This window comes from Kitasatospora sp. NBC_00039, from assembly GCF_045160625.1.
Taxonomy (GTDB): Bacteria; Actinomycetota; Actinomycetes; order Streptomycetales; family Streptomycetaceae; genus Kitasatospora.
Genome location: NZ_CP108289.1, coordinates 1,060,463 through 1,081,384 on the forward strand (window position 1 = coordinate 1,060,463; position 20,922 = coordinate 1,081,384).

16 protein-coding genes are annotated in these 20,922 nt (G+C 74.5%); 6 read left to right on the top strand and 10 right to left on the bottom strand.

Translation table 11 applies throughout. From position 1 onward, the window contains the following. Nucleotides 1-12 precede the first annotated feature (12 nt). Nucleotides 13-1,281 (top strand): NAD(P)/FAD-dependent oxidoreductase, encoded by a 1,269-nt coding sequence (locus OG286_RS05200; protein ID WP_396323376.1) that lies wholly within the window; start codon nt 13-15, stop codon nt 1,279-1,281. A gap of 114 nt (nt 1,282-1,395) precedes the next feature. Here OG286_RS05200 and OG286_RS05205 read toward each other — a convergent pair whose 3' ends face one another. Next, complete coding sequence (locus tag OG286_RS05205; protein WP_405364782.1) at nt 1,396-2,985, bottom strand: alpha/beta hydrolase; 1,590 nt, start codon at nt 2,983-2,985, stop codon at nt 1,396-1,398. A gap of 353 nt (nt 2,986-3,338) precedes the next feature. Further along, entirely contained in the window at nt 3,339-4,586 is a 1,248-nt protein-coding gene (locus tag OG286_RS05210) for an MFS transporter (RefSeq protein ID WP_405362935.1), read from the bottom strand. 349 nt (nt 4,587-4,935) lie between these two features. On the opposite strand from OG286_RS05210, the gene OG286_RS05215 reads away from it, so the two are divergent. Next, the gene (locus OG286_RS05215; RefSeq protein WP_396323372.1) at nt 4,936-7,383 is read left to right on the top strand and encodes a molybdopterin cofactor-binding domain-containing protein; all 2,448 of its coding nucleotides are present in this window, start codon (nt 4,936-4,938) and stop codon (nt 7,381-7,383) included. Nucleotides 7,384-7,418: 35 nt separating this feature from the next. Then, on the top strand, nt 7,419-7,883 hold the full coding sequence (locus OG286_RS05220; protein ID WP_396323370.1) for a (2Fe-2S)-binding protein: 465 nt from the start codon (nt 7,419-7,421) through the stop codon (nt 7,881-7,883). A gap of 46 nt (nt 7,884-7,929) precedes the next feature. Here the strand turns inward: OG286_RS05220 and OG286_RS05225 are convergent, their stop codons facing one another. Further along, nucleotides 7,930-8,364, bottom strand: a complete 435-nt coding sequence (locus OG286_RS05225; RefSeq protein WP_396323369.1) for a hypothetical protein — start codon at nt 8,362-8,364, stop codon at nt 7,930-7,932. A gap of 271 nt (nt 8,365-8,635) precedes the next feature. Here OG286_RS05225 and OG286_RS05230 point away from each other — a divergent pair, with 271 nt between their 5' ends. Next, the gene (locus OG286_RS05230) at nt 8,636-9,883 is read left to right on the top strand and encodes a hypothetical protein (protein ID WP_405364785.1); all 1,248 of its coding nucleotides are present in this window, start codon (nt 8,636-8,638) and stop codon (nt 9,881-9,883) included. 17 nt (nt 9,884-9,900) lie between these two features. Here OG286_RS05230 and OG286_RS05235 read toward each other — a convergent pair whose 3' ends face one another. From OG286_RS05235 to OG286_RS05260, 6 genes are all read right to left on the bottom strand, one after another. Next, nucleotides 9,901-10,497 (bottom strand): TIGR03086 family metal-binding protein, encoded by a 597-nt coding sequence (locus OG286_RS05235; RefSeq protein ID WP_396323366.1) that lies wholly within the window; start codon nt 10,495-10,497, stop codon nt 9,901-9,903. 195 nt (nt 10,498-10,692) lie between these two features. Then, complete coding sequence (locus tag OG286_RS05240) at nt 10,693-11,478, bottom strand: SDR family NAD(P)-dependent oxidoreductase (RefSeq protein ID WP_396323365.1); 786 nt, start codon at nt 11,476-11,478, stop codon at nt 10,693-10,695. A gap of 234 nt (nt 11,479-11,712) precedes the next feature. Then, nucleotides 11,713-12,498 carry a transglycosylase family protein gene (locus tag OG286_RS05245; RefSeq protein ID WP_405362926.1) on the bottom strand — a complete coding sequence of 262 codons (786 nt, stop codon included), beginning with the start codon at nt 12,496-12,498 and terminating at the stop codon, nt 11,713-11,715. Nucleotides 12,499-13,136: 638 nt separating this feature from the next. Continuing rightward, nucleotides 13,137-13,805, bottom strand: a complete 669-nt coding sequence (locus tag OG286_RS05250) for a response regulator (RefSeq protein ID WP_396323362.1) — start codon at nt 13,803-13,805, stop codon at nt 13,137-13,139. Nucleotides 13,806-13,884: 79 nt separating this feature from the next. After that, entirely contained in the window at nt 13,885-15,609 is a 1,725-nt protein-coding gene (locus OG286_RS05255) for a sensor histidine kinase (protein WP_396323361.1), read from the bottom strand. A 235-nt stretch (nt 15,610-15,844) separates the two neighbouring features. Continuing rightward, on the bottom strand, nt 15,845-18,331 hold the full coding sequence (locus OG286_RS05260) for a SpoIIE family protein phosphatase (protein WP_405364787.1): 2,487 nt from the start codon (nt 18,329-18,331) through the stop codon (nt 15,845-15,847). Nucleotides 18,332-18,464: 133 nt separating this feature from the next. Between OG286_RS05260 and OG286_RS05265 the strand changes: the two genes are divergently transcribed. Next, nucleotides 18,465-18,812, top strand: coding sequence for a DUF4326 domain-containing protein (locus OG286_RS05265; protein WP_396323359.1), 348 nt, complete (start codon nt 18,465-18,467; stop codon nt 18,810-18,812). A gap of 3 nt (nt 18,813-18,815) precedes the next feature. Here OG286_RS05265 and OG286_RS05270 read toward each other — a convergent pair whose 3' ends face one another. Beyond that, entirely contained in the window at nt 18,816-19,382 is a 567-nt protein-coding gene (locus OG286_RS05270) for a Uma2 family endonuclease (RefSeq protein ID WP_396323358.1), read from the bottom strand. Nucleotides 19,383-19,593: 211 nt separating this feature from the next. Between OG286_RS05270 and OG286_RS05275 the strand changes: the two genes are divergently transcribed. After that, nucleotides 19,594-20,895, top strand: a complete 1,302-nt coding sequence (locus tag OG286_RS05275; RefSeq protein WP_405364789.1) for a PQQ-binding-like beta-propeller repeat protein — start codon at nt 19,594-19,596, stop codon at nt 20,893-20,895. Nucleotides 20,896-20,922 lie beyond the last annotated feature (27 nt).

Genomic DNA, 20,922 nt, shown 5'->3' on the forward strand with positions numbered 1-20,922 from the left:
GAGGAGTTCAGCATGGGCACGGGCACAGCAGGAACGGCCGACGGCGGCGGGCGCGAGCGGCCCATCGTCATCGTCGGCGCCTCCCTGGGCGGCGCCAAGGCCGCGGAGGCACTGCGCGAGGCCGGGTACCGCGGCGGCATCGTCCTGATCGGCGACGAGCACGAGCGGCCGTACGAGCGGCCGCCGCTCTCCAAGGGCTACCTGCTCGGCAAGACGCCGCGCGAGAAGATCTACGTCCATCCGCCGCAGTGGTACGCCGAGCAGGACGTCACCCTCCGCCTCGGCACCCCGGTCGTCGCGGTCGACCCGGCCGGGCACACCGTCACGCTCGCCGACAACGGCCGGATCGAGTACGCGAAGCTGCTGCTGACCACGGGTTCGGTGCCGCGCCGGCTGCCGGTGCCGGGTGCGGACCAGGACGGCGTGCTCTACCTGCGCCGGGTCGGGGAGAGCGAGCGGCTCCGGGCTGCGCTGAAGCCGGGTGCCCGGGTCGCGGTGATCGGCGCGGGCTGGATCGGACTGGAGACGGCGGCGGCCGCCCGGGCGGCGGGCGCCGAGGTCACCGTGCTGGAGGCGGCCGAGCTGCCGCTGCTGCGGGTGCTGGGCCGCGAGGTCGCCCAGGTCTTCGCCGACCTCCACCGCGACCACGGCGTGGACCTGCGGTTCAACGCCAAGGTCGAGGAGCTGACCGGCGAGGGCGGAGCCGTCACCGGTGTGCGCCTCGCGGACGGCGCGACGGTGGCGGCGGACACGGTGATCGTCGGCATCGGCATCGCCCCGCTCACGACGCTCGCCGAGTCGGCCGGCCTGGAGATCGAGAACGGCGTCAAGACCGACGAGCACCTGCGCACCTCGGACCCGGACATCTACGCGGCGGGCGACGTCGCCAACGCCTTCCACCCGATGCTCGGCCGCCACGTCCGGGTCGAGCACTGGGCCAACGCGCTCAACCAGCCGCAGACCGCGGCCCGGGCGATGCTCGGCCAGGACGGCCCGGACGCGGTCTACGACCGGGTGCCGTACTTCTTCACCGACCAGTACGACCTGGGGATGGAGTACACCGGCTACGTCGAACCGGGCGGCTACGACCGGGTGGTCTTCCGGGGGGACCGCGCCGCCCGCGAGTTCATCGCCTTCTGGCTGTCCGGCGGCCGGGTCCTGGCCGGGATGAACGTGAACGTCTGGGACGTCACCGACCCGATCCGCGAGCTGGTCCGCTCGGGGCGACCGGTGGACCCTGCGGCCCTGGCCGACCCGGGCGTCCCGCTGAACGAACTCTGACCGCCCCCTGCCGCTGCCCCGCCACCGTCCGCACAGGGCCGCCCCGAGCACCGTCGCCCGGGGCGGCCCAGTTGTCCGGCCGGCGGCCGAGGGCCGACGGTCAGGCTCCCGGCGTCAGGCGACCGGCGGGAAGGCCTCGGCGTCGGGCTTGAGCAGCCGGCCGGGCGCGGGCACGGCCTTGTCCACCAGGTAGGAGGTGACCAGCTTGTTCAGCTCCTTGCTCCGGCCCACCGCGCAGTGTTCGATCACGTCGACGCTGACCAGCACGGCACTGCCGAGCTGGCGCTGCATGTTCTGGGCGAACTTGTACTGGGTGGCCGGGTCGTAGAGGTTGCCGATCACCATCACCGGGTTGGCGGTGCGGCGGTTCCACGGGCCGGTGTACCGGTCGGAGTCACGTGCCGGGGCCGGCCAGGTGGCGCAGGCGGGCGCGTCGAAGGCCTGGTAGCGGCCGAAGGTCGGCGAGTCCTTCTCCCAGGCGCGGGCCAGGTTGGCGAAGACCCGCGGGTTCGACGGGTACGGCTTGTCCTGGCAGTTGACGCCGTAGTAGGAGTCGTCGGAGCTGTACGGGGTCTCCGGCAGGGCCTCGCGCAGGGCGGTGGGGACGGTCACGGCCAGCGTGTTCGCGTCGTCGGCGGCCTTCGGGGCCGTCAGCGAGGGCGCACCCTGCTGCTGGAGCACCTCGTGCAGCGCCTGGAGCGACTTGGCCAGCGGCGCCTGCCGGGTCTGCGCGTAGAGGGCGTCGGCGACCTGGCTGGTGAAGCTGGAGAGGGTCACCTGGGTGCCGTTCGGCAGGGTGACCGGGCTGGTGCGCAGGTGGTCGCGGATCGCGTCGAACTTGGCCCGGGTGTCGCCGTCGCCGAAGGCGCAGCGCGGGGCTCCGGCCGTCTTGCAGCGCTTCAGGTACTCGTCCAGGCCGAGTTCGAAGCCGGCGGCGCGCTGCCGGTCGTACTCCAGGCCGTTGTGCAACCGCAGGTTCGGGTCGACGTTGCCGTCGATGATCAGCGCGCGGACCTTGTCCGGGTACATGTTGGCGTAGGTGGCGCCGATCAGCGTGCCGTACGAGAAGCCGGCGAAGGTGAGCTGCTTGTCCCCGACGGCCCGGCGCATCCGGTCGAGGTCGCGGACGACGTTCTCGGTGGACATGTGCTCGATCAGCGGGCCGGCGTTGCGGTCGCAGGCGTCGGTGTAGTCCTCGGTGGCGGCCAAGGTGCCGTCGATCTCGGCCTTGGTGACGGGCACGCCGGTCTGCCGGCCGAAGACGGCGGCCGCCTCCTCGTCGGTGGTGAAGCACTTCAGCGGGTTGCTCCGGGCGACGCCGCGCGGGTCGAAGCCGACCAGGTCGAAGCGGGCCTGCACCTCGGGGTCGAAACGGCCGGTGGTGGCCCAGAGGTAGCCGCTGCCGCCCGGGCCGCCGGGGTTGAGGAACAGCGAGCCGATCCGCTTGGACGGGTCCCCGGCCCGGCGGCGCATCATGGCGATGCCGATCTTCTCGCCGGACGGGTCCGCGTAGTCGAGCGGGACGGGGTAGACGGCGCAGTCGTAGATGCCGGGGTCCGGCTTCGACGGGTCGGGGTTGCAGGGCGTCCAGGCGACCGGTTCGACCCGGGCCTCGGCGGCGGGCGCGGCCGAGGGCGGTTCCGGCGCGGCTGACGCCGCGGCGGCGGTTCCGGCGACAAGGGAGAGCGCGCTGGCAAACGTCAACGCCAGACTGGATATGCGGGACACGTGAACTCCTCCGGTTCTGCAAACCCGGCCAGCCTGGCAGCCGGGGACCGGGAGCGGAAGACCATGAACAGCCGCAGATTCTTCTGGCTAACCGTCATCTGACCGGTATTTCCCGGTTCTGACGGATGCTCGGGCGCAGAATCCACGGCGCCGTGACGGTACATCGCCAGTCCGCGGCCGTCTCCCCGGTGGCGGTCGTCCGCCACGCGGACGCCACGCGGACGCCACACCGACACCACACCGACGCCACACGGACCCCACCATGGGGACGCCGCGCAGGCCCCGCGCGCCCCCTGCGCGGACGCCGGGGCGGCCCGGCGTCCGGCTCCTCAGGCCCGCACCGCGACCGCGGCCTGCTCCGGCGCCGCCACCCCGGGGCGGCGGCGCTCGGCCCACCGCACCGCCGGCCCCATCGCACAGCCGGCCGCCAGGAAGAGCCCGCCCAGCAGCAGCCACCCGGGCACGCCCCCGTCCAGCAGCAGGGTGGTCAGCAGCAGCGGTCCGACGGTGCGCGCCACCGCCACCCCCGAGCCGAAGAAGCCCTGGTACTGGCCGGCCTGGTGGGCGGGCGCGAGGTCGAAGCTGATCTGCCAGGAGCCCGCGGACTGCTTCATCTCGCCGATCACCTGGAGCGTCGCGGCCACCACGAGCAGCCCGGACATCACCCAGAGCGGTACGTCCCCGGCCGAGAGGGCGAAGACGGCGCAGGAGGCGAGCAGGATGACACCGGCGTCGCGGACGGCGCGCGAGGCGGAGCGCAGCCCGGTCACACCCCGGGCCGTGCGGACCTGGAAGGCCATCACCACCGCGGTGTTGAGGACGAACAGCGCCGAGCCGAGCCAGGCCAGGTGGTCGGCGCGGGCCGCGATCCAGAGCGGAATGACCAGGCTGAGCAGCGGCATCCGCAGCAGGAGCACGGTGTTGATCAGCGTGACGACGGCGTACGGGCGGTCGGAGAGCACCGCCAGCTTCCGCCCCGGTCCCGAACTCGCCTGCGCGGGCGGCACTTCGGGCAGTCGCAGCAGCACCAGGCCACTGACCAGGAACCCCACGGCGGTGACCGCGAAGGCGACGAGGAACCCGGCCCGGCTCCCGGTGCTCAGCACGATGCCGCCGAGTGCGGCGCCAAGGGCCAGGCCCGCGTTGAGGGTTGCCTGCAGGCGGGCCAGCAGTGCCGTCCGCTCCGCCCGGTCGACCAGCCCGCCGACCAGTGCCTGCCGGGCCGCGGACAGCCCGGACTGTGTCGTGGCGTAGAGGCAGACGGCGACCAGGAACGGCACGAAGGAGCGGATGACCAGGAAGGAGGCGACCACCGCGCCGGTGGCGAGCGCCAGCAGCACCGCCGTGCCGCGCGGCCCGCGCCGGTCGGCGAGGTGGCCGAGCGGGACGCCCGCCAGTGATCCGACCGCCCAGGCCACGGCGAGGCCGAGGCCGAGGCGGGTGGGGGACATCCCGATGACCCGGGTGAAGTACAGCGCCGAGCAGGTGTAGTACGCGCCGTCGCCGATCGAGCCGACCAACTGGGCGGTGGCGAGCGTCCGCTGGACGCCTGCGGGTGGTGCAAGACGGATCGGCAACGACACTCCCCCGGTACGGCGGCCCCGAAGACCGCCCGTTCCCCACTGACCTGACATGATCAATCCTAGAGGCCGGGTGGACCACTGGACAGGTCCAGTCGGAGCCCGTCCGAGCAGGCCACTTGGGACGCCAGGGGCCCACCCCGCGACCACCCCTCGCCGCCGTCGCCCCGCACGGGCCGGCGAGGGCCGAACTCCGGTACGGGAACGGACGAACCGTCACCCGAGCGGCGGCACCGTAGCCGCGCCCGGCCCGTCCGGTGCCGTCCGTGTCCGCCCCATCCGACAGCCGGCGGGATGTCCGATCCGGCCCGAAGTGCCCGTGTTGACCGGCCAGTAGCCCCCTCCTATGCTCGTCCGCGTTCGCGATCCGGCACCGGGGCCGGGGCCGCCCAGGCCCGCCCGGCCGGAGCCGTCACCGGCTCGAAGGGCTCCTCCCATCAGCACCTCCATCGCACCCTCGGACAGCGCCCGGAACGCCACCACCCCGGCCGCCACCCCGGCACAGGAGAGCCCGGCACAGAAGCGCCCGGCCGACGCCACCACCGCGCAGCTCCCGGCCGACCCGTCCCCGGCCCCCGCCGGCCGCCGGCGCTTCCTCACCTACCTGCTCGCCGCCCCCACCCTCACCGTCGCCGCCCGGCTCGGCCCGGACGCCGCCGCGCCCGCCACCGCCCGGGCCACCGTCCGGACCGGAGCCGAGGGCGCATCCGCCGAAGGGCCCGCCGCCGCGCACCAGTTGCTCGGCCTTCCCGGCATCCCGGACATCCTCGACCTCGGCGATGCGCTGATCCTGGCCGGCCTGCCCACCTCCCACCTGCTGGTGCTGGAGGTCACCGCCGACGGACGCGCCGCGCTGCACCTCCCCCGCCTGGAGGTCGGCCAGGGCCTGACCACCACCATCGCCATGCTGGTCGCCGACGAGCTCGACGCCCGGCTCACCGACGTCGACGTCCCGCTCTCCGACGGCCGTCCCGACCTGCTCTTCAACCAGCTCACCGGCGCCTCCAACTCGGTGCGCTCGCTGTACGACCCGGTCCGCGCCGCCGCGGCCGCCGCCCGCGCCCGGCTGGTCACCGCCGCCGCCCGCCGCTGGTCGCTGCCGGCCGACACCCTGCGCACCGCCGACTCCGCCGTCCTCGCCCCCGACGGGCGCCGGGCCGGCTACGGCGAACTCGCCGCCGCGGCCGCCGGCATCGCCGTCCCGGCCGTGCCCTCCGCCCCCAAGCCGCCCGAGCAGCAGCGCCTGGTGGGCCGGCCCACCGGCCAGATCGACGCCCGCGACATCGTCACCGGCCGCGCCGAGTACGCCGGCGACCTCGCCGTCCCCGGCGCCGTGCCCTGCGTCGTCGCCCGCCCGACCACCATCAACGGCACCCTCAAGTCACTGGACGCCTCCGCCGCCCGCACGATGCCGGGCGTCCTCGGCGTGGTCACCGTCCCGACCGGCGTCGCCGTGCTCGCCGAGACCTTCGACCAGGCGCTCAAGGCCCGCGACGCCCTGCAGACCACCTGGAACCCGGGCCCCGTCGCCGCGCTCTCCGACGCCGACATCCGGGCCCGGCTGCGCGCCGCCCACCTGCCGTTCCTCGTCCCGCCGCTGCTGACCCAGCACGTGGACGGCGAGTTCGACTTCGCCTTCGTCAACCACGCGCCGATGGAGGTGCTGACGGCCGTCGCCGACGTGCGCCCGAACCGCGCCGAGATCTGGTTCGCCTCGCAGACCCCGATCGTCGCCCAGCAGACCATCGCCGCCGACCTCGGCCTGCCGCAGGACGCCGTCACCGTCCATGTGGTGCGCGGCGGCGGCTCGTTCGGCCGCCGGCTGTTCTTCGACGCCGCTCTGGAGGCGGCGCGGATCTCCCGGGCGGCCGGCCGCCCGGTCAAACTGATGTGGACCCGCAACGACGACATGCGCCACGGCCGGATGCGCCCCGCCAGCCACCACCGGATCCGCGCCACCTACGGACTGGGCCAGGTCATCAGCTACGAGCACCGGGCCGCCACCGTCCGGACCGACTTCCGGCACGGCCTCGGCGAGGCGCTCACCGCCGCCGGGGTCGACCTCTCGGTGGCCGGCATCAGCCTCGCCCAGGCGTTCTTCCTGCTCAGCGAGAAGAACCCCTACGACGTCGGCATCCCCACCCAGCTCCTCGCCGAGGTCCCGTTGGACATGCACACCGGCAGCTGGCGCTCGGTCTACTCCGGCACGGTCCGGGTCGCCGACGAGATCATGATGGACGAACTGGCCCGGCGCCTCGGCCAGGACCCGGTCGCCTTCCGCCGGGCGCGGGTGCGCGGCGCCGTCGGCAGGGCCGTGCTCGACAAGGTCGCCCAGGCCGGCCGCTGGGGCCGCGCGATGCCCGTCGGCCAGGCCCAGGGCATCGGCTACCACGACGAGAACGGCGGGCGCGCCGCCTATCTGGTCGAGCTGGACGCCACCGACCCGAAGCAGCCCCGGGTCACCAAGGCGGTGATCGCCGCCGACCTCGGCCTGGTGATCAACCCCCGTGGCCTGGAAGCCCAGTTGACCGGCGCGCTGATCGACGGCATCTCGGTCGTCCTCCAGGCCGGCAACCACATCGACCACGGCGCCGTCCGCGAGGGCAGCTACGCCGACTTCCGCTACGCCCGGCAGCGGCACAGCCCGCCGTCGGTCGAGATCCACCTCATGCCGCCGAGCGGACCGCCCGGCGGTGCGGGCGAGTTGGGCGTTCCCGCCGCCTCGGCGGCGGTCGCCAACGCGTACGCCCGCGCGACCGGCATGAGCCCGCGCTCCTTCCCGATCGACTTCTGATCCGCTCCACCGACTCCCGAAGGACGCAACTCCCCATGCCCAGCCACACCTTCGTCCTCAACGGGCAGCCGGTCACCGTCGAGGCCCCGGACGACATGCCGCTGCTCTGGGTGCTGCGCGACAAGCTCGGCGTCACCGGTCCCAAGTACGGCTGCGGGGTCGGCGTCTGCCGCGCCTGCACCAGCCACCTGGACGGCGAGGAGTTCCAGCCCTGCACGGTGGCGGTCAAGGACTGCGCCGGCCGCCGCGTCACCACCATCGAGGGGCTGGCCGACGGCGACACCCTGCACCCCGTCCAGGAGGCCTGGCTGGCCTGCGACGTCGCCCAGTGCGGCTTCTGCCAGCCCGGCCAGATCATGACCGCGGCCGCCCTGCTGCGCCGCACCCCGGCCCCGACCGACGCGGACATCGACCAGATCCAGAACATCTGCCGCTGCGGCACCTACCCCCGTATCCGCGAGGCGATCAAGCAGGCGGCCGCCCGCACGGCCGCCCGGTAGGAGGTCCGCCCCGCCCGCGAGCGGGGCGGACCGGGTCAGCCGGCCGTCAGCACTCGCCGATGGCGCCGTTCTGCCAGGCGTAGTGGAAGTACCAGTTGCCGTCCGCGTAAGCGCCGTACACGTAGACGGTCCCCACGTAGGTGGCGTTGTAGTTGTACGAGTAGGCGGCATGGATCTTGTACCAGACGTTGCCCTGGTTGTTGATGTTCTCGCCCCGGGTCCAGCAGTCGGGGGCGATCTTGTCGCCCCACCCGGCGTAGGAGCCCAGGTCGAGGCTCCACGGCTTGTAGGACGGCGCGTACGACTGGGGCAGGGAGTACAGGCCCACCCCGTGACCGCTGGGGGTGTGGCTGCTGATGTAGTACCACCCGTCGGCGGACGCGTCGCCCGCCGACAGGCCGACGCCGCCGGCCGCCAGTGCCACCGCCGCTGCCGTGGTGGCCCCGCGGCGCCCGATCCTGCGCAGAAGTCCCTTGCTCATACCGGTCTCCCCTGTGGTCCGTCGTCTCCTCGGGTGCCGCCGCCATGACTGCGGCGGCGGAGACAGCTGACCCGACCACCTGCGGTGTTCGGTACCGGCTGACAGGAACTGACAACAGCTGACACCGAGGGCCCCCTGTCCCGAACACCCCTTCCCCCACGAGGATCTGGGCGATCGCCGATCGCCGCCGCCACTCGCCGCTATGATCCGTACGCGACAAGCGAACAGTGGTCGCCGATGGATCTGACACTGTCTGACACCAGGGGGCGTCATGGTGGATCGGGAGCCGCAGGCCGAGGAGCGAGAACAGGCGCGGACGGCGGCCGAGAGCTTCGCCGCCGAGCTGTGCCGACTGCGCCGGGAGGCGGGCCAGCCCTCGTTCCGGACCATGGCGAAGAAGGCCGGCTCGATCTCCCACACCGCCCTGTACGAGGCGGCCTCCGGCTCACGCCTGCCGTCCTGGCCCACCACCAGGGCCTACGTCCAGGCCTGTGGCGGCGACGAGGCCGAGTGGCGCCGCCGCTGGTCCGCCGCAACGGGGAGGGAGGCGGCCCCCGAAAACCCGCCGACCCGAACCCCGCCGGCCGTACCCCCGCAGCCCACCGCGTCCGACCGGCCCGCCGACGAACCGTCGGCGCCCCCGGCCGTCACACCGGCCGGACCGTCCGCGCGCGGACACCGGCTCTGGACCCACGCGGTCGCCCTGCTGGTCGGCGCACTGGTCGGGGTCTGCTCCACCCTGGGCGTCCTCTCCTTCCACGAGCCCGTCGCCGCGGCCCCGCTCCCCCAGGACTGTCCGACCGAAGACCCCGCGCCCGTCCGGTCCCCCGCCACGGACGTCGACGCGGCCGGCCCGCCGGCCGGCGCGCCCCGCCCTGCGACGGAGCAGCCCGCCACGGCGGCGGATCCGGCCTGGGTGGCCCGTCCGGCCGCCGACCAACAGGCCCTCCCCGGCACGGATGTCGTCCTGCCGGTCTTCTCCCCGGTCGTCCGGGGGGACGCGCTGGTCGTGACGATGATGCTGACCAGCACCTGCCCCGGGAGCGTCACGGTCACGGACACCCGGGGCGATCCGTTCGAGACGGCGGGGGACGTGACGGACTCCAGGCGGCACCGGGTGCTGGTCTTCGCGGCCTTCGGCGTCCCCGCGCTGACGACGGCGGACTCCATCCACGTGACCTACCCGCACGCGAGCAAGTACCACATCGCGGTGGACGAGTTCCGCGGGATCTCTGTCGCACGGGGCACCGCCCAGGCGCACGGACCGTCCGGCGGGACGACCTTCACCACCAGTGCCACCCCCGCCACCTGTGCCCGTGGCGACCTCATGGTCGGCACGGCGGGCACCAACACCGGCACCGCCCCCGAGTTCGGCACCGGGTGGACCGCCCTCCCGGTGCTGGCCCTCTCCTCCTACCGGCTCACCACCGCCTACCAGGTGGCGACGGCCGACGGCCCCTGCGCCGCGACCGGGCGGACCACGTCGCAGTGGGGGGCCGTCCTCACCGTCTTCCACTGACCGCAGGGCGGGGCGGCTCAGACCCTCCGGGGATCGCGCCCGAAGAACCCGGCCAGCCGGTCGTAGACCGGCGCGTCCTCGGGGACGGTCACCTCGGGGCCGAAGGCGCGGCCGTCGCCCTCGCTGCCGCGGTACTGGGGGCGCAGCGCGCCGTGGGCCCAGGCCAGCGAGGTACGGGCCACGTCGTGGTCGAGACCCGCCGTGGACTGGCCGGTGGCACGGGCCAAGTCCCATCCGTGGACGGCGAATTCGGCGGTCTGCTGGTCCACCGGGAAGCGTGCGGGGATGACGCCGACGCCGGGGGCCTCGATGGTGCCGCTGAGCTCCCCGGCGCTGCGCCAGGCGGCGACCAGCTTCTCGGCCCCCGCCTCGAAGGCGTGCAGCCAGTCCTCCTCCACCCGCTCGAAGGACTGCGTGAAGTCCGGGTCGTGGCCGTTCGCCCGGACGGTGAACTGCCGGAGGTCCCAGAGGAGGTGGCTGATCAGATCGGCCACGTCCCAGGACCGGCAGGTCGTCGGGTGGCCGGCCTGCTCGGCACCGACGCCGTCGATCAGGCCGGCGGTCTGGGCGAGGGCCCGGGCGAGCAGGTCGATCGGGTCTTCCGCTGCGGTCATGGCGACACCTCTTCGGGGCTGGGACGTGTGCTCGGACCGGCCGATCGTAAACGCGACCGCCGTCCCCCGGCCCGGCGCAACACCGCGCCGGGCCGATCACCGTCCCCTTCCGTCCGCCCCGCTCGCCCCGCTCGCCCGCCCGCATCCAGGCGCCACCCGCCCCGGCGCCTCCCCCGCCCGTGCCCCCTCGGCGGGTCAGGCGGCCGCGAGCCCGCCGTCCACGGCGATCTCGGCGGCCGTGATGTAGCGGCCGTCCTCGCCCGCGAGGTGGGCGACGGTGGCGGCGACGTCGGCAGCGCGGCCGTACGCCCCGAGCACGGTCAGGCCCGCCTGAAAGTCGCCCGACGGGCCGTCCGCCGGGTTCAGCTCGGTGTCGATCGGCCCGGGGTGGATCACGTTGACGGTGATCCCCCGCGGGCCCAGCTCGCGGGCCAGCGCCTTGGTGAGCCCGATCGTCGCGGCCTTGCTGGTCGCGTAGAGCGAGGCGCCGGGGAAGGCGACGCGCTTCGCGATGCAGCTGCCGATGGTGACGACCCGGCCGCCCTCGGCCAGGTGGGCGGAGGCGGCCTGGGCGAAGAGGAACGGTGCCCGGACGTTGACCTCCAGCACCCGGTCCACGTCGTCCAGCGCGAGCTCCTCGATCGGGCCGAACACGCCGACGCCCGCGTTGTTGACCAGGATGTCGAGGCGGCCGAAGCGCTCGGCCACCGCCTCCACGACGTCCCGGACCTCCTGCGGGTCGGCGCTGTCCGCGCGGACCGCCCAGCCGCGGCGGCCCATTGCCGTGATCTTGGCCGCGACCGCCTCGGCCCGCTCGGCGCTGCCCCGGTAGGTCAGCGCGACGTCGGCTCCCTCCTCGGCCAGCCGCAGCGCGACCGCCTCCCCGATCCCGCGGCTGCCGCCCGTCACCAGGGCCACCTTGCCGTCGAGCTTCCCGGGCCTGGCGCTCGCCCCGGTCGTCACAGCCGTCATCGTCGTCATATCGGTAGAACTCCTCGACTCGTTCTCGGACATGACTCGATCTTCGGCCCGTGGCGCTCGCGAGTCCGGCGGTATTCGGACGTCGCGTTCAACGTTCAACAATCCCCGCGGGTTCGCGCGGGTTCGCGCGGGTTCGCGCGGCCGCGCCGCCGAGGCACCCGGTGCACGCGCCCCGGCCCGCCGGAGCGGCCGCCCCCGTGAGGGACGGCCGCTCGGGACAGGCGGGGCGGTCCGTCAGAGGCTCAGGACCTGGCCCGGGAAGATGAGATCCGGGTTGTCGCCGATCGCCTTGGCGTTCTTGGCGTGCAGGCTCGCGGTGTCGGTGCCGTACTTGGCCGCGATGTCGCTCAGGGTGTCACCGCTCCTGACGGTGTAGCTGCCGCCGGCGGTGTTGGTGCCCGAGGCGGCCGGCTTGGCCGTGTCCTGCGACTTCCAGGACTGCGACTTCTGCGACTTCCCGGCCGGCCGGGTCTGCTCACCCTGGGCCGGCTTCGCCTGCGGGGTCTGCGCGGGCTTGGCCTGCTGCTGGGCCTTGGGCGCAGCCGCCCTGGGCGCGGCCGGCTTCGGGGCCTCGGCCTTGGCGGCCGGGGCCGAGGTGTCGACGGCCGCCGGGGCGCCGCCCTTGCTGAGGCCCGCCTTGGCCGAGCAGACCGGCCAGGCGCCGGGACCCTGGGAGGCGAGGACCTTCTCGGCGACCGAGATCTGCTGCGCCTTGGTCGCCCGGCCGGCCTGCGACGCGTACGCGGTGCCGCCGTACGCGGCCCAGGTGGACGAGGTGAACTGCAGTCCGCCGAAGAAGCCGTTGCCGGTGCTGATGCTCCAGTTGCCACCGCTCTCGCACTGGGCGACCGCATCCCAGGTCGAGGTGGACGCGGCGGAGGCCGAGGTGGCCGTGACGAGGCCGGCCACCGGAAGGGCCGCGACGGCCCCGCCGACCAGCACCAGGCGGGCGCGGTTGCGGCGCCTGCCGGTGGTGGCGGTGTTGGTGGTGGCAGCGGCGGTCTCGTGACGGAAAGTCATGAAAGTCCTCTCGACAAGCCCCGGGCGGGCAGGCGGAACCAGACCCCTGGCAGGGCCTTCGCGCTCACCTCACTCGACGGGCGGCCACGCACGTGTCGGACGTGCCCTGCCGCCCCGGCCACCCTCGCTCGCCGACGGCCTGTTCGAGCCGGCCGTGTCGGCGGGCACTGCCCTCGCGCCGGGGGTCAGTCGGCGGGCTGTGCGTCGGGGGTGAACCCGGGTGGTGCTCGTTGCACCGCCAATGAAGCTACGGGCCCTCCCGGGCCGCCACAAGCAATTCTTGGACGCCGCAGGCCAGTTGACTGTTACCGGCGGTATCGATCATGAAACCCGGTCCGGAATGACCGGGTTTGACGGCATTTTCAAGATCAAATGGTCAATTTCCGTGCCCGCACTCACATCTGTCCATCCGTGAGGCCGCCCACACCGTCGACCCGGCGTGACGAAATACTGACGCACCGTCACCGACGCCTCCGGAGTTCCCGGTTCCGCGCCGGCCCGCAGTGGCGTCGCCCACACTCACCACTCTCCGTGGCCGCGCGATGGCGCAGCGCATGGTGCACGACCGGTCCGTATCCGATGCACCAGACGTGCCTGCGCGCCCCCGCCCACCCCCGGCCCCCGCGTGCCGCGAGCGGTCAGACCCCGCCGTCCAGCCCCGCGTCCCGCGCCAGCAGCGCCGCCTGCACCCGGTTCTCGCAGCCCAGCTTGGCCAGGATCCGGCTGACGTACGTCTTCACCGTCGCCTCGCTCATGTGGATCCGGGCGCCGGCGTCCGCGTTGGAGAGTCCCTCGCCCAGCAGCGCCAGCACCTCCAACTCACGCGCGGTCAGCACCTCGAGACGCCGCCTGGCCGCCGCGCCCCGGGCAGCGGCCGGGCCGGAGCCGCCACCGGCCAGCGAGTCCACGATGTGCCGGGTGGCGGCGGGTGAGAGGAAGGCGTTGCCGGTGGCCGCGGCCCGGACGGCCTGGATCAGCTCGGCCGGCGCGGTGTCCTTGAGCAGGAATCCGGCGCCGCCCTCCGTCACGGCGCGCAGCACGTTGTCGCGCTCCCCGAAGGTGGTGAGGATCAGCGCCCGCGCGCCGGGCGCCACCCGGCGCAGCTCGGTGAGCGCCGTGAGCCCGTCCATCACCGGCATCTGGATGTCCAGCAGGACGACGTCCACCCGGTGGGCCAGGGCGAGATCCAGGGCCTGCCGGCCGTCGGCGGCCTCGGCGACCACGTCGATGTCGTCGGCGGAGGACAGGATCATCCTGATCCCGGCCCGGATGAGCGGCTCGTCGTCGGCGACGAGGACTCGGATCACTGCTGGTCATCCCCTCGGTGGTGCGGGTGGCACTGCTCGGCACCATCCTCACACCTCCGGCCCCCGGCGTTTCCGGCGGTCAGGACTTCGCCGGGTAGTGCTGCTTGTCGACCAGGACACCGTCCTTGAAGCAGAGCCGGACGATGTTGTCCTCTCCCCAGCCGGCGGACGCCTCCCCGGAGAGGAAGTAGCTGCACGCCGAGCCTGCCGGCGGGGTGGGGCCGGAGCCTTTGTACTCCCTGGTGAAGAAGTCGTTGCCGACAGGCAGGCGCTTCTCCACGTCGGCCTGCGGTGTCCCGACCTCGATCGCGTCGTAGACCGACCGCTGCACGGTCGCCTCGTCGGCGGCACGGACGAACGACACCACGCCCCAGACCAGCAGGCCCAGCACGGTGAGCAGGACGAGCCCCCCACCCACGGCGCAGCCGAGCGCAGGGCTGCGCCACCGCCGCGTACCCGTCCCGCCCTCGGCCGCCGGCAGCGCGTCCAGCATCCACGCCTCCGCGCCCCCGGCCCCGGACGTGCCCCCGGTGTCCCCGGACGCGCCCGCCGCAGCACCCGCCGCGCCGTCCGCCGCACCACCCGTCCCCTCGTACGGCAGCACCGCGGCGAGCCGGAACCCCTCCCCGGGCGTCGGCCCGGCGTGCACCATGCCGCCGACCAGCCGGGCCCGCTCGCGCAGGCCGGTCAGCCCCTGGCCACCGCTGACCACGGCCGTGCCGCCGCCTGCCCGGACGCCCGCCGGCTCGGGCGCCCGCGGGTTGACGACCTCCACCACCAGGGCGTCCGGCTCGAAGCGCAGCGCGACCGTGATGGGAGCGCCGGGCGCGTGCTTGTGCGCGTTGGTCAGCGCCTCCTGGACGATCCGGTACGCGGCGTGGCCGACGTTGGCGGCGGGCGGGCGGTGCTCGCCCGCCTCGCTCAGGGAGACCTGCGTCCCGGCCGCCCGGGAGGACTCCACCAGCTTCCCGATCCCGTCCAGGCCGCCGGTGCGGCCGCCTCCGGGCGCCACCGCGGCGCCGGGCACCGACGGCGGGGCGGCCGACTCGTCGTGCAGCACGCCGACCACCTCGCGCAACTCGCGCATCGCGGCGACGGCGGCCAGCCGCAGCACGCCGACGGCCTCCCGCTGCCGGTCGGTGAGGGTGCGGTCCACCTCCAGGGCGCCGGAGTGAACGGAGATCAGGGCGAGCTGGTGGCCCAGGCTGTCGTGCATGTCCTGGGCGATCCGGTGCCGCTCCCGCAGCCGGGCCTGGTGCGCGATCATGGTGCGCTCGCGCAGCAGCTGGTCGTTGCGCTCGCGCAGCGCGTCCAGCAGGGCCCGGCGCTGTGCCCGGTAGCGGCCCCAGAGCGCGGGCAGCACGGCGAGCAGCAGGAAGCCGCCGAGCGAGAACCCGATCACCAGCTTGACCGGGGCCGAGCCGGCGTCCTTCAGCACGCCCGTGGCCGTCATCAGCAGGAACCCGCCGGTGAACGAGCCGGCCAGCACGGCGACCCGCTTCACCCGGGCCCCGGCCGACCAGCCGGCGCAGACCAGCAGCGGCAGCGGCCCGGCGCCCAAGCCGCTCGCGGTCGCGGTGAGCACCAGGACGGTGGCCGGCAGGCCGCGCCGGAGCAGGAAGAGCGCGGCGGCGACCGGCCCGGAGACCACGCAGAGGCCGGGGTCGCTGCCGAGCTCGATCAGTACCCCCAGCGCGCCCAGCAGCAGCGCGCCGCCGGCCTCGCGCACCACCAGCCTGGGCCGCCAGGGCCCTGGGACCGCCGTCCGTACCGCCTTCGACCAGGCCTTTGCCAGTGCATCCACCCGTCGAGGCTAACGAATCCACCGCACCGGGCGCCTTCACCCTTCGTCTCGATCCACCCCCGACGAAAGTAGCGGCCGCACCCGACCACGCCCCCGGCGAAAGCAGCGACCGCACCCTACGTGGGTAACGCCCGTACCCCCGCCGAAGCAGCGCCCGCACCCCGGCGAACGGCTGCGGCCGCCTCCCCTGCCCGGGCCCGACGGCCCCGTACGGCCCGTACACGGCCTGTGGCGCTCACCCGTACGCGGTGAGCAGCAGCGCCACGTCGTCCACCCGGTGCGTGGAGCCGACCTCGTGCAGCAGCCGCTCCGCCAGCCGGTCCAGCCCCTCCTCCTCCGGATCCGCCGCCCCGCTGGCGTGCGCGAGGGCGACCCGTAGCCGGTCCACGCCCTCGTCGATCCCCACCGCCGGGTCCTCGACCAGCCCGTCCGTGTAGAGGGCGAGCAGCGATCCCCGGGCCAGCCGCAGCTCGGTGACGGGGTACTCGGACCTGTGGTCGACCCCGAGCAGCGGGCCGCCCGCGACGTACAGCGCCTCGGTGCGCCCGCCGGGGTGGCGCAGCACCGGCGGCAGGTGCCCGGCGCGGGCGATCAGGGCGCTGCCGTCGGAGGGGGTGAGCCGGATCAGGCAGCTGCTGGCGAGCAGTCCGGGGTCGAGGTCGAGCAGCAGCTCGTTGGTGCGCACGAGCACCTCGTCCGGCGGGTGGCCGCCGGTGGTGAAGGCCCGAACGGCGCTGCGGAGCTGGCCCATGGTGGCGGCGGCGCCCACGTTGTGGCCCTCGACGTCGCCGATGACCAGGGTGAGGTCGCGGCCGGTGACGATGGCGTCGTACCAGTCGCCGCCGATCTCCATGCCCTGGGTGCCGGGCAGGTACCGGGCGGCGATCCGGATGCCGTCCATCCGCGGCAGCCGGTGCGGCAGCAGGGCCTGCTGGAGGCCTCGGGCCAGGGCGAACTCGGCGTCGTAGAGGCGGGCGCGCTCCAGCGCCTGGGCGATGAAGCCGCCGAGGGCGGTGAGCAGGCCGCGCTCCTCCACGGTGAACGCGCGGGCCTCGTCGAAGCCGATGATGCAGCTGCCGACCGGGTGACCGGAGGCGATCAGCGGCAGGAAGGCCCAGGCGCGCATCTCGTCCAGGGCGATGCCGGGGTAGGCGGCGGCGAGCTCGTGGACGGACTCGAAGAAGATCGGCGTCCCGGTGCTGAGCGCCTCGGCGCCGGGCACCCGGGCGCCGATCGGGGTGCCCTCGAAGCGGTCCAGGAACCCATCCGGGTAGCCGCTCTGCGAGATCAGGTGCAGGTGCTTGTCGCGGACGGCGTAGATGGCCAGCTCCTGGCCGCCGAAGGCCGGCAGGATCTCGTCCGCGACCGCCCGGCAGACCTCGCGGACGGTGACGGCCTCGGTGAGCGCGCTCGCGAGCTGGAGCAGGTGGTACATGCCGCCGACGCCGGTCCGGGCGCCCGGCGGGGGCTCGCTCGGCGGCTCGGCCGCACCGGGCGGCGGTTCGGCGGCGACGACGCGGCCGGTGACGCCGTGCGCGTCCGGGTAGAGCGAGAAGGCGAACCAGTCGTCCGGCGGCCTGGCCGCCAGGAAGGCGGTGGGCTGCTGGGAGAGCATGGCGGCCCGGTAGCGGTTCTCGTACACCGGGTCGGAGAGCCAGGGCAGCGCCTCCCAGGGGTGGTGGCCGACCAGGTCCTCGCGCCGGGTGCGCAGCAGCAGCTCGACGCTGCGGTTGGCGTAGGTGATCCGGCCGTCCGGGTCGAGCGAGAACACGCCGTCGCGGAGCCGTTCGACGGCGGCCGCCGCGGCCGTGCCGGTCCGGGTGTCCAGGACGGCGCCGACCAGGTGGGTGCGCGTGCCCGGGCCGCCGCCCTCGGGGACCCTGCCCCAGAGCTCGACGGGGAACGGCCGCCCCTCCTGGTCCAGCACCCGGACCCGGGCGGCCAGCATCCGGCCGCGGTCGAGGGCCGCGCGGGCGGCGGCCCGGAACTCCGGCAGGTCACTGGGGGCGATCCGGGTGGTCAGGGTGGCCGCGCGGCCGTCGAACTCGACGGGGTCGAGGCCGAAGATCTCGCAGAACTGGTCGTCGACGGAGAGCGCCCCGGTGGCCACGTTCCAGTCGAACAGGCCCACCCGGGTGCTGGGCGGGGTGGCCGACACCAGCTCGACCACGGCGGTGTCGCCGTTCGGCTCCACCGGGTGCCCGTCCGCCTCCAGAGCCGCCAGCCCGGCCGCCAGCCGGTTGGCCACCGACCGCAGGTGTCGCCGCGCGCCCTCCGGCACGCCCTCGTCGGAGGCCGCCCAGAGCACGCTGAGCACCCCGTACCGCTCCTCGCCCCTGGTGACCGGCACACAGGCGGAGGCGAAGTCGTAGGGCATGCCGACGGCGAGCTGCGGGAACCGCCGCATCGTGTCCTCGCTGTCGGAGAGCGTGACCGTCCGCCCGGTGCGGTAGCTGACCGCCACCGGCAGCGGCCCGGCCGCGGCCACCCGGCGGAACGCGCTGATGATCGACAGCGGCACGCCCGCGATCGTGCAGAGCACCAGCGACCGCCGGTCGCGCGAGCGCAGGTAGACCATGCCGCCGTACGCGTCGGTGCTGCCGAGCGCCTTGCGGACAGCGGTGGCGAGCAGGGCGTCCCGCTCGTGGGCCGCCCTGGCCGCGGCATCGCTCTCCCGGGGGCGGTGCGGGTCGGGCCGCACCGCCCGGGGACCGCCGGTCACGTGCGGACCGGACCGGTCCGCCGGCACACCCTGGCGCATCCTCTCTTGCTACGCCCGGGTCAAGAGACTGTCAAGGCGAGCCCGGCCCCGCCCCGGCATGCCCGCCGCCGGAGGCTGCGCCAGCATGGTCACCATGGCGCGCACCGACCGGGGCCCGACCGGCCCGACCACCGTCGTCAACCTCAAGGGCCACCGCGACGACCCCGCGTACGCCGACGTCGTCTACGTCGGCCGCGCCATGCACCGCGGCGGCTGGCACCTCCCGGAGCACCCCCTGCACTGCCCCTACCGCCCCGGCCCGGACCTCACCCGCGAGCGGATGCTCACCCTGTACCGCGCCCACCTCCTGGCCCGCCCCGATCTGCTCGCCCTCGTCCCCGAGCTCCGCGGCCACCGGCTCGGCTGCTGGTGCGTCCCCCTCCCCTGCCACGCCCAGGTCCTCGCCGACCTCGCCGACCACGGCCCGGGCGGCGAGGCCTGAGGTTCAGAGCGCGCCGAGGTCGATCTCCACCGGGAACGGCACCGCCGTCCTCACCGTGCCCGCGAACACCTCGCCGTCCCGGTAGGCGCAGCTCGCCGGGTCCAGCACGGACGTGTAGACGACGGGGACGCCCGAGGCCACCTGCTCGACCCGCCAGTAGAACGGGATGCCGGCCTTCGCGTACTGATCCACCTTGACCACCCGGTCGGTGGTCTCCGACCCCGGCGAGACGACCTCCACCACGAGCGCCACGTGCTCGGGTCTCGTCGGCGCGATGTCGATGGTGTCCGCCCGGTAGACCACCACGTCGGGGCGGCGGTTGTTCAGCGGCACGTCCTGCAACCGGACATCGAAGTCCGTGTCGGCGTTCCACTCCGCACCCCCGGCGCGGTCCAGCGCGTTGGCCAGAAGGCGGGCCAGCCGGTTGTGGCGCTTGGAGGCACTCGGGCTCACGACCACCATTCCGTCCACGATCTCGATACCCGTGCACTGTTCCTCGGACCAGGAGTCGTACTGGTCACTGGTGATCTGCCGGTGCATCCACGCGGGTGCGATCATCTCGGCGCTCACGGCCTACCTCCCCGGAGCCTGCTCGGCGGACTCGGACTGCGCAGCACAGCCTACTGCCGCCGGCTGACGGAGCGGCACCGGTGGACGGGCGCCTGCGAACGATCGCCCGCCGCTTCGATATCCTCGCTCGGACAGCGCAGCGCAGCGGCTGCCCAGGGGGAAGCGAGTACCGAAGATGCAGCCGGCAGCGTCCGACCGTTCCGCAGCGCGTGTGCCCGGGCAGCCCGACGGGGCGGGCGGGGCGTCGTGGCAGTGGGACGGCGACGGCGGTGAGACGTCGGAGGCGCCGGGCGACGTGGTCAGCGGGGGTGGCGGGGAGGACGGCGGGCCCCGGCTGAGCCGGCGGCAGCTGCTGACCGGGGCCGGGGTGCTGGCGGCGGGCGGGGCGGTCTGGGCGTTCACCCGGTCCGGCGGCGGCGGGCCCGGCCCCGTGCCGCCCAAGCCGCGGCCGACCCGGCTGGCCGGCCCGGAGCCGCTCTGGACGTTCCGGGGCCCGGATGCGATGATGCCCGAGCGGCTGAGCGACCGCCCCTCCCGGCCGGTCTTCGTCTCCCGCTCCGGGCTCCAGGTGCTCGACCCCGCCACCGGTACCCCGCTGCGCACGCTGGCCTTCCCCGTGCCCAAAACGGACTGGCCGAGCGACGTGGAGCTGTCGAACGCCCGCGTCGCCATCGGCGGCGACCGGGTGTACACCGTCTCGAACGGCCACATCGACAGCCGCCACCTCACCGACCCGGCCTCGGAGTGGAGCCTGCCGCTGCCCGAGGAGCTGAGCAGCGGCATCACGCTGTTCGGCTGCGACGGTGACCTCGTCTACGGCCGGGCCACGCCGCGGCCGTTCGACTCCGCGGGCGACCTGTTCGCCGTGCGCTACCCGGAGACGGTCGTGCGCTGGGCCCGTCCGTCCGTCGGCGGCGAGCGGCCGTTCACCCCGCTCACCTCGGCCGACGGCCGTGTCCCCGTCGTCGACACCCAGGCGGGCGGAAGCCACCTGGCCCTGCTGGAGACCGCCACCGGCAAGCGGCTCTGGGAGGTGCCCGTCGAGGTGAACACGAGCTGGGCCGTCGCCGACGGCGAGCACGTCTACGCACCCGCGAACTCGGCCGGGGTCCGGGCGCTGCGGCTGGCCGACGGCACCCCGCGCTGGTCGGTCGTGCCGGGGCCGTCCGAGGAGTGGCGCTGTCTGCCGCCGGTCAGCGACGGCGCCCGGGTCTACCTGCCCCGCGACGACGGTCTGGTCACCGCGCACGCCGTCGCCACCGGGGCCGAACTCTGGTCGCACCGGCTGCCGTTCCGGCTGGACCGCCGCAGCCGTCCGCTCCTGGCCGGGCCGACGCTCTTCGTGCCGGGCCCGGCGGCCGCCGGCGTCTGCGCGCTCGACGCGGCCACCGGCGAGGAGCGCTGGACGTTCCGCGACTCCGGCCCCGGCGTCGACGTCTGGTCGCTCTCCAACGATCCCACCCGTCTCTACGCCGGCCACGACGACGTCCTGCACGCCCTGCCCCTCCCCTGACCGGGCGCCGCCCGACCCCGGCGCCAC

Coding starts and splice junctions, on each gene's coding strand:
- OG286_RS05235 (WP_396323366.1), bottom strand. CDS start 10,497: ATGACCGCAGCGGAAGACCCGATCGACCTGCTCGCCCGGGCCCTCGCC.
- OG286_RS05230 (WP_405364785.1), top strand. CDS start 8,636: ATGGTGGATCGGGAGCCGCAGGCCGAGGAGCGAGAACAGGCGCGGACG.
- OG286_RS05265 (WP_396323359.1), top strand. CDS start 18,465: ATGGCGCGCACCGACCGGGGCCCGACCGGCCCGACCACCGTCGTCAAC.
- OG286_RS05245 (WP_405362926.1), bottom strand. CDS start 12,498: ATGACTTTCCGTCACGAGACCGCCGCTGCCACCACCAACACCGCCACC.
- OG286_RS05240 (WP_396323365.1), bottom strand. CDS start 11,478: ATGACGACGATGACGGCTGTGACGACCGGGGCGAGCGCCAGGCCCGGG.
- OG286_RS05225 (WP_396323369.1), bottom strand. CDS start 8,364: ATGAGCAAGGGACTTCTGCGCAGGATCGGGCGCCGCGGGGCCACCACG.
- OG286_RS05220 (WP_396323370.1), top strand. CDS start 7,419: ATGCCCAGCCACACCTTCGTCCTCAACGGGCAGCCGGTCACCGTCGAG.
- OG286_RS05215 (WP_396323372.1), top strand. CDS start 4,936: ATGCTCGTCCGCGTTCGCGATCCGGCACCGGGGCCGGGGCCGCCCAGG.
- OG286_RS05200 (WP_396323376.1), top strand. CDS start 13: ATGGGCACGGGCACAGCAGGAACGGCCGACGGCGGCGGGCGCGAGCGG.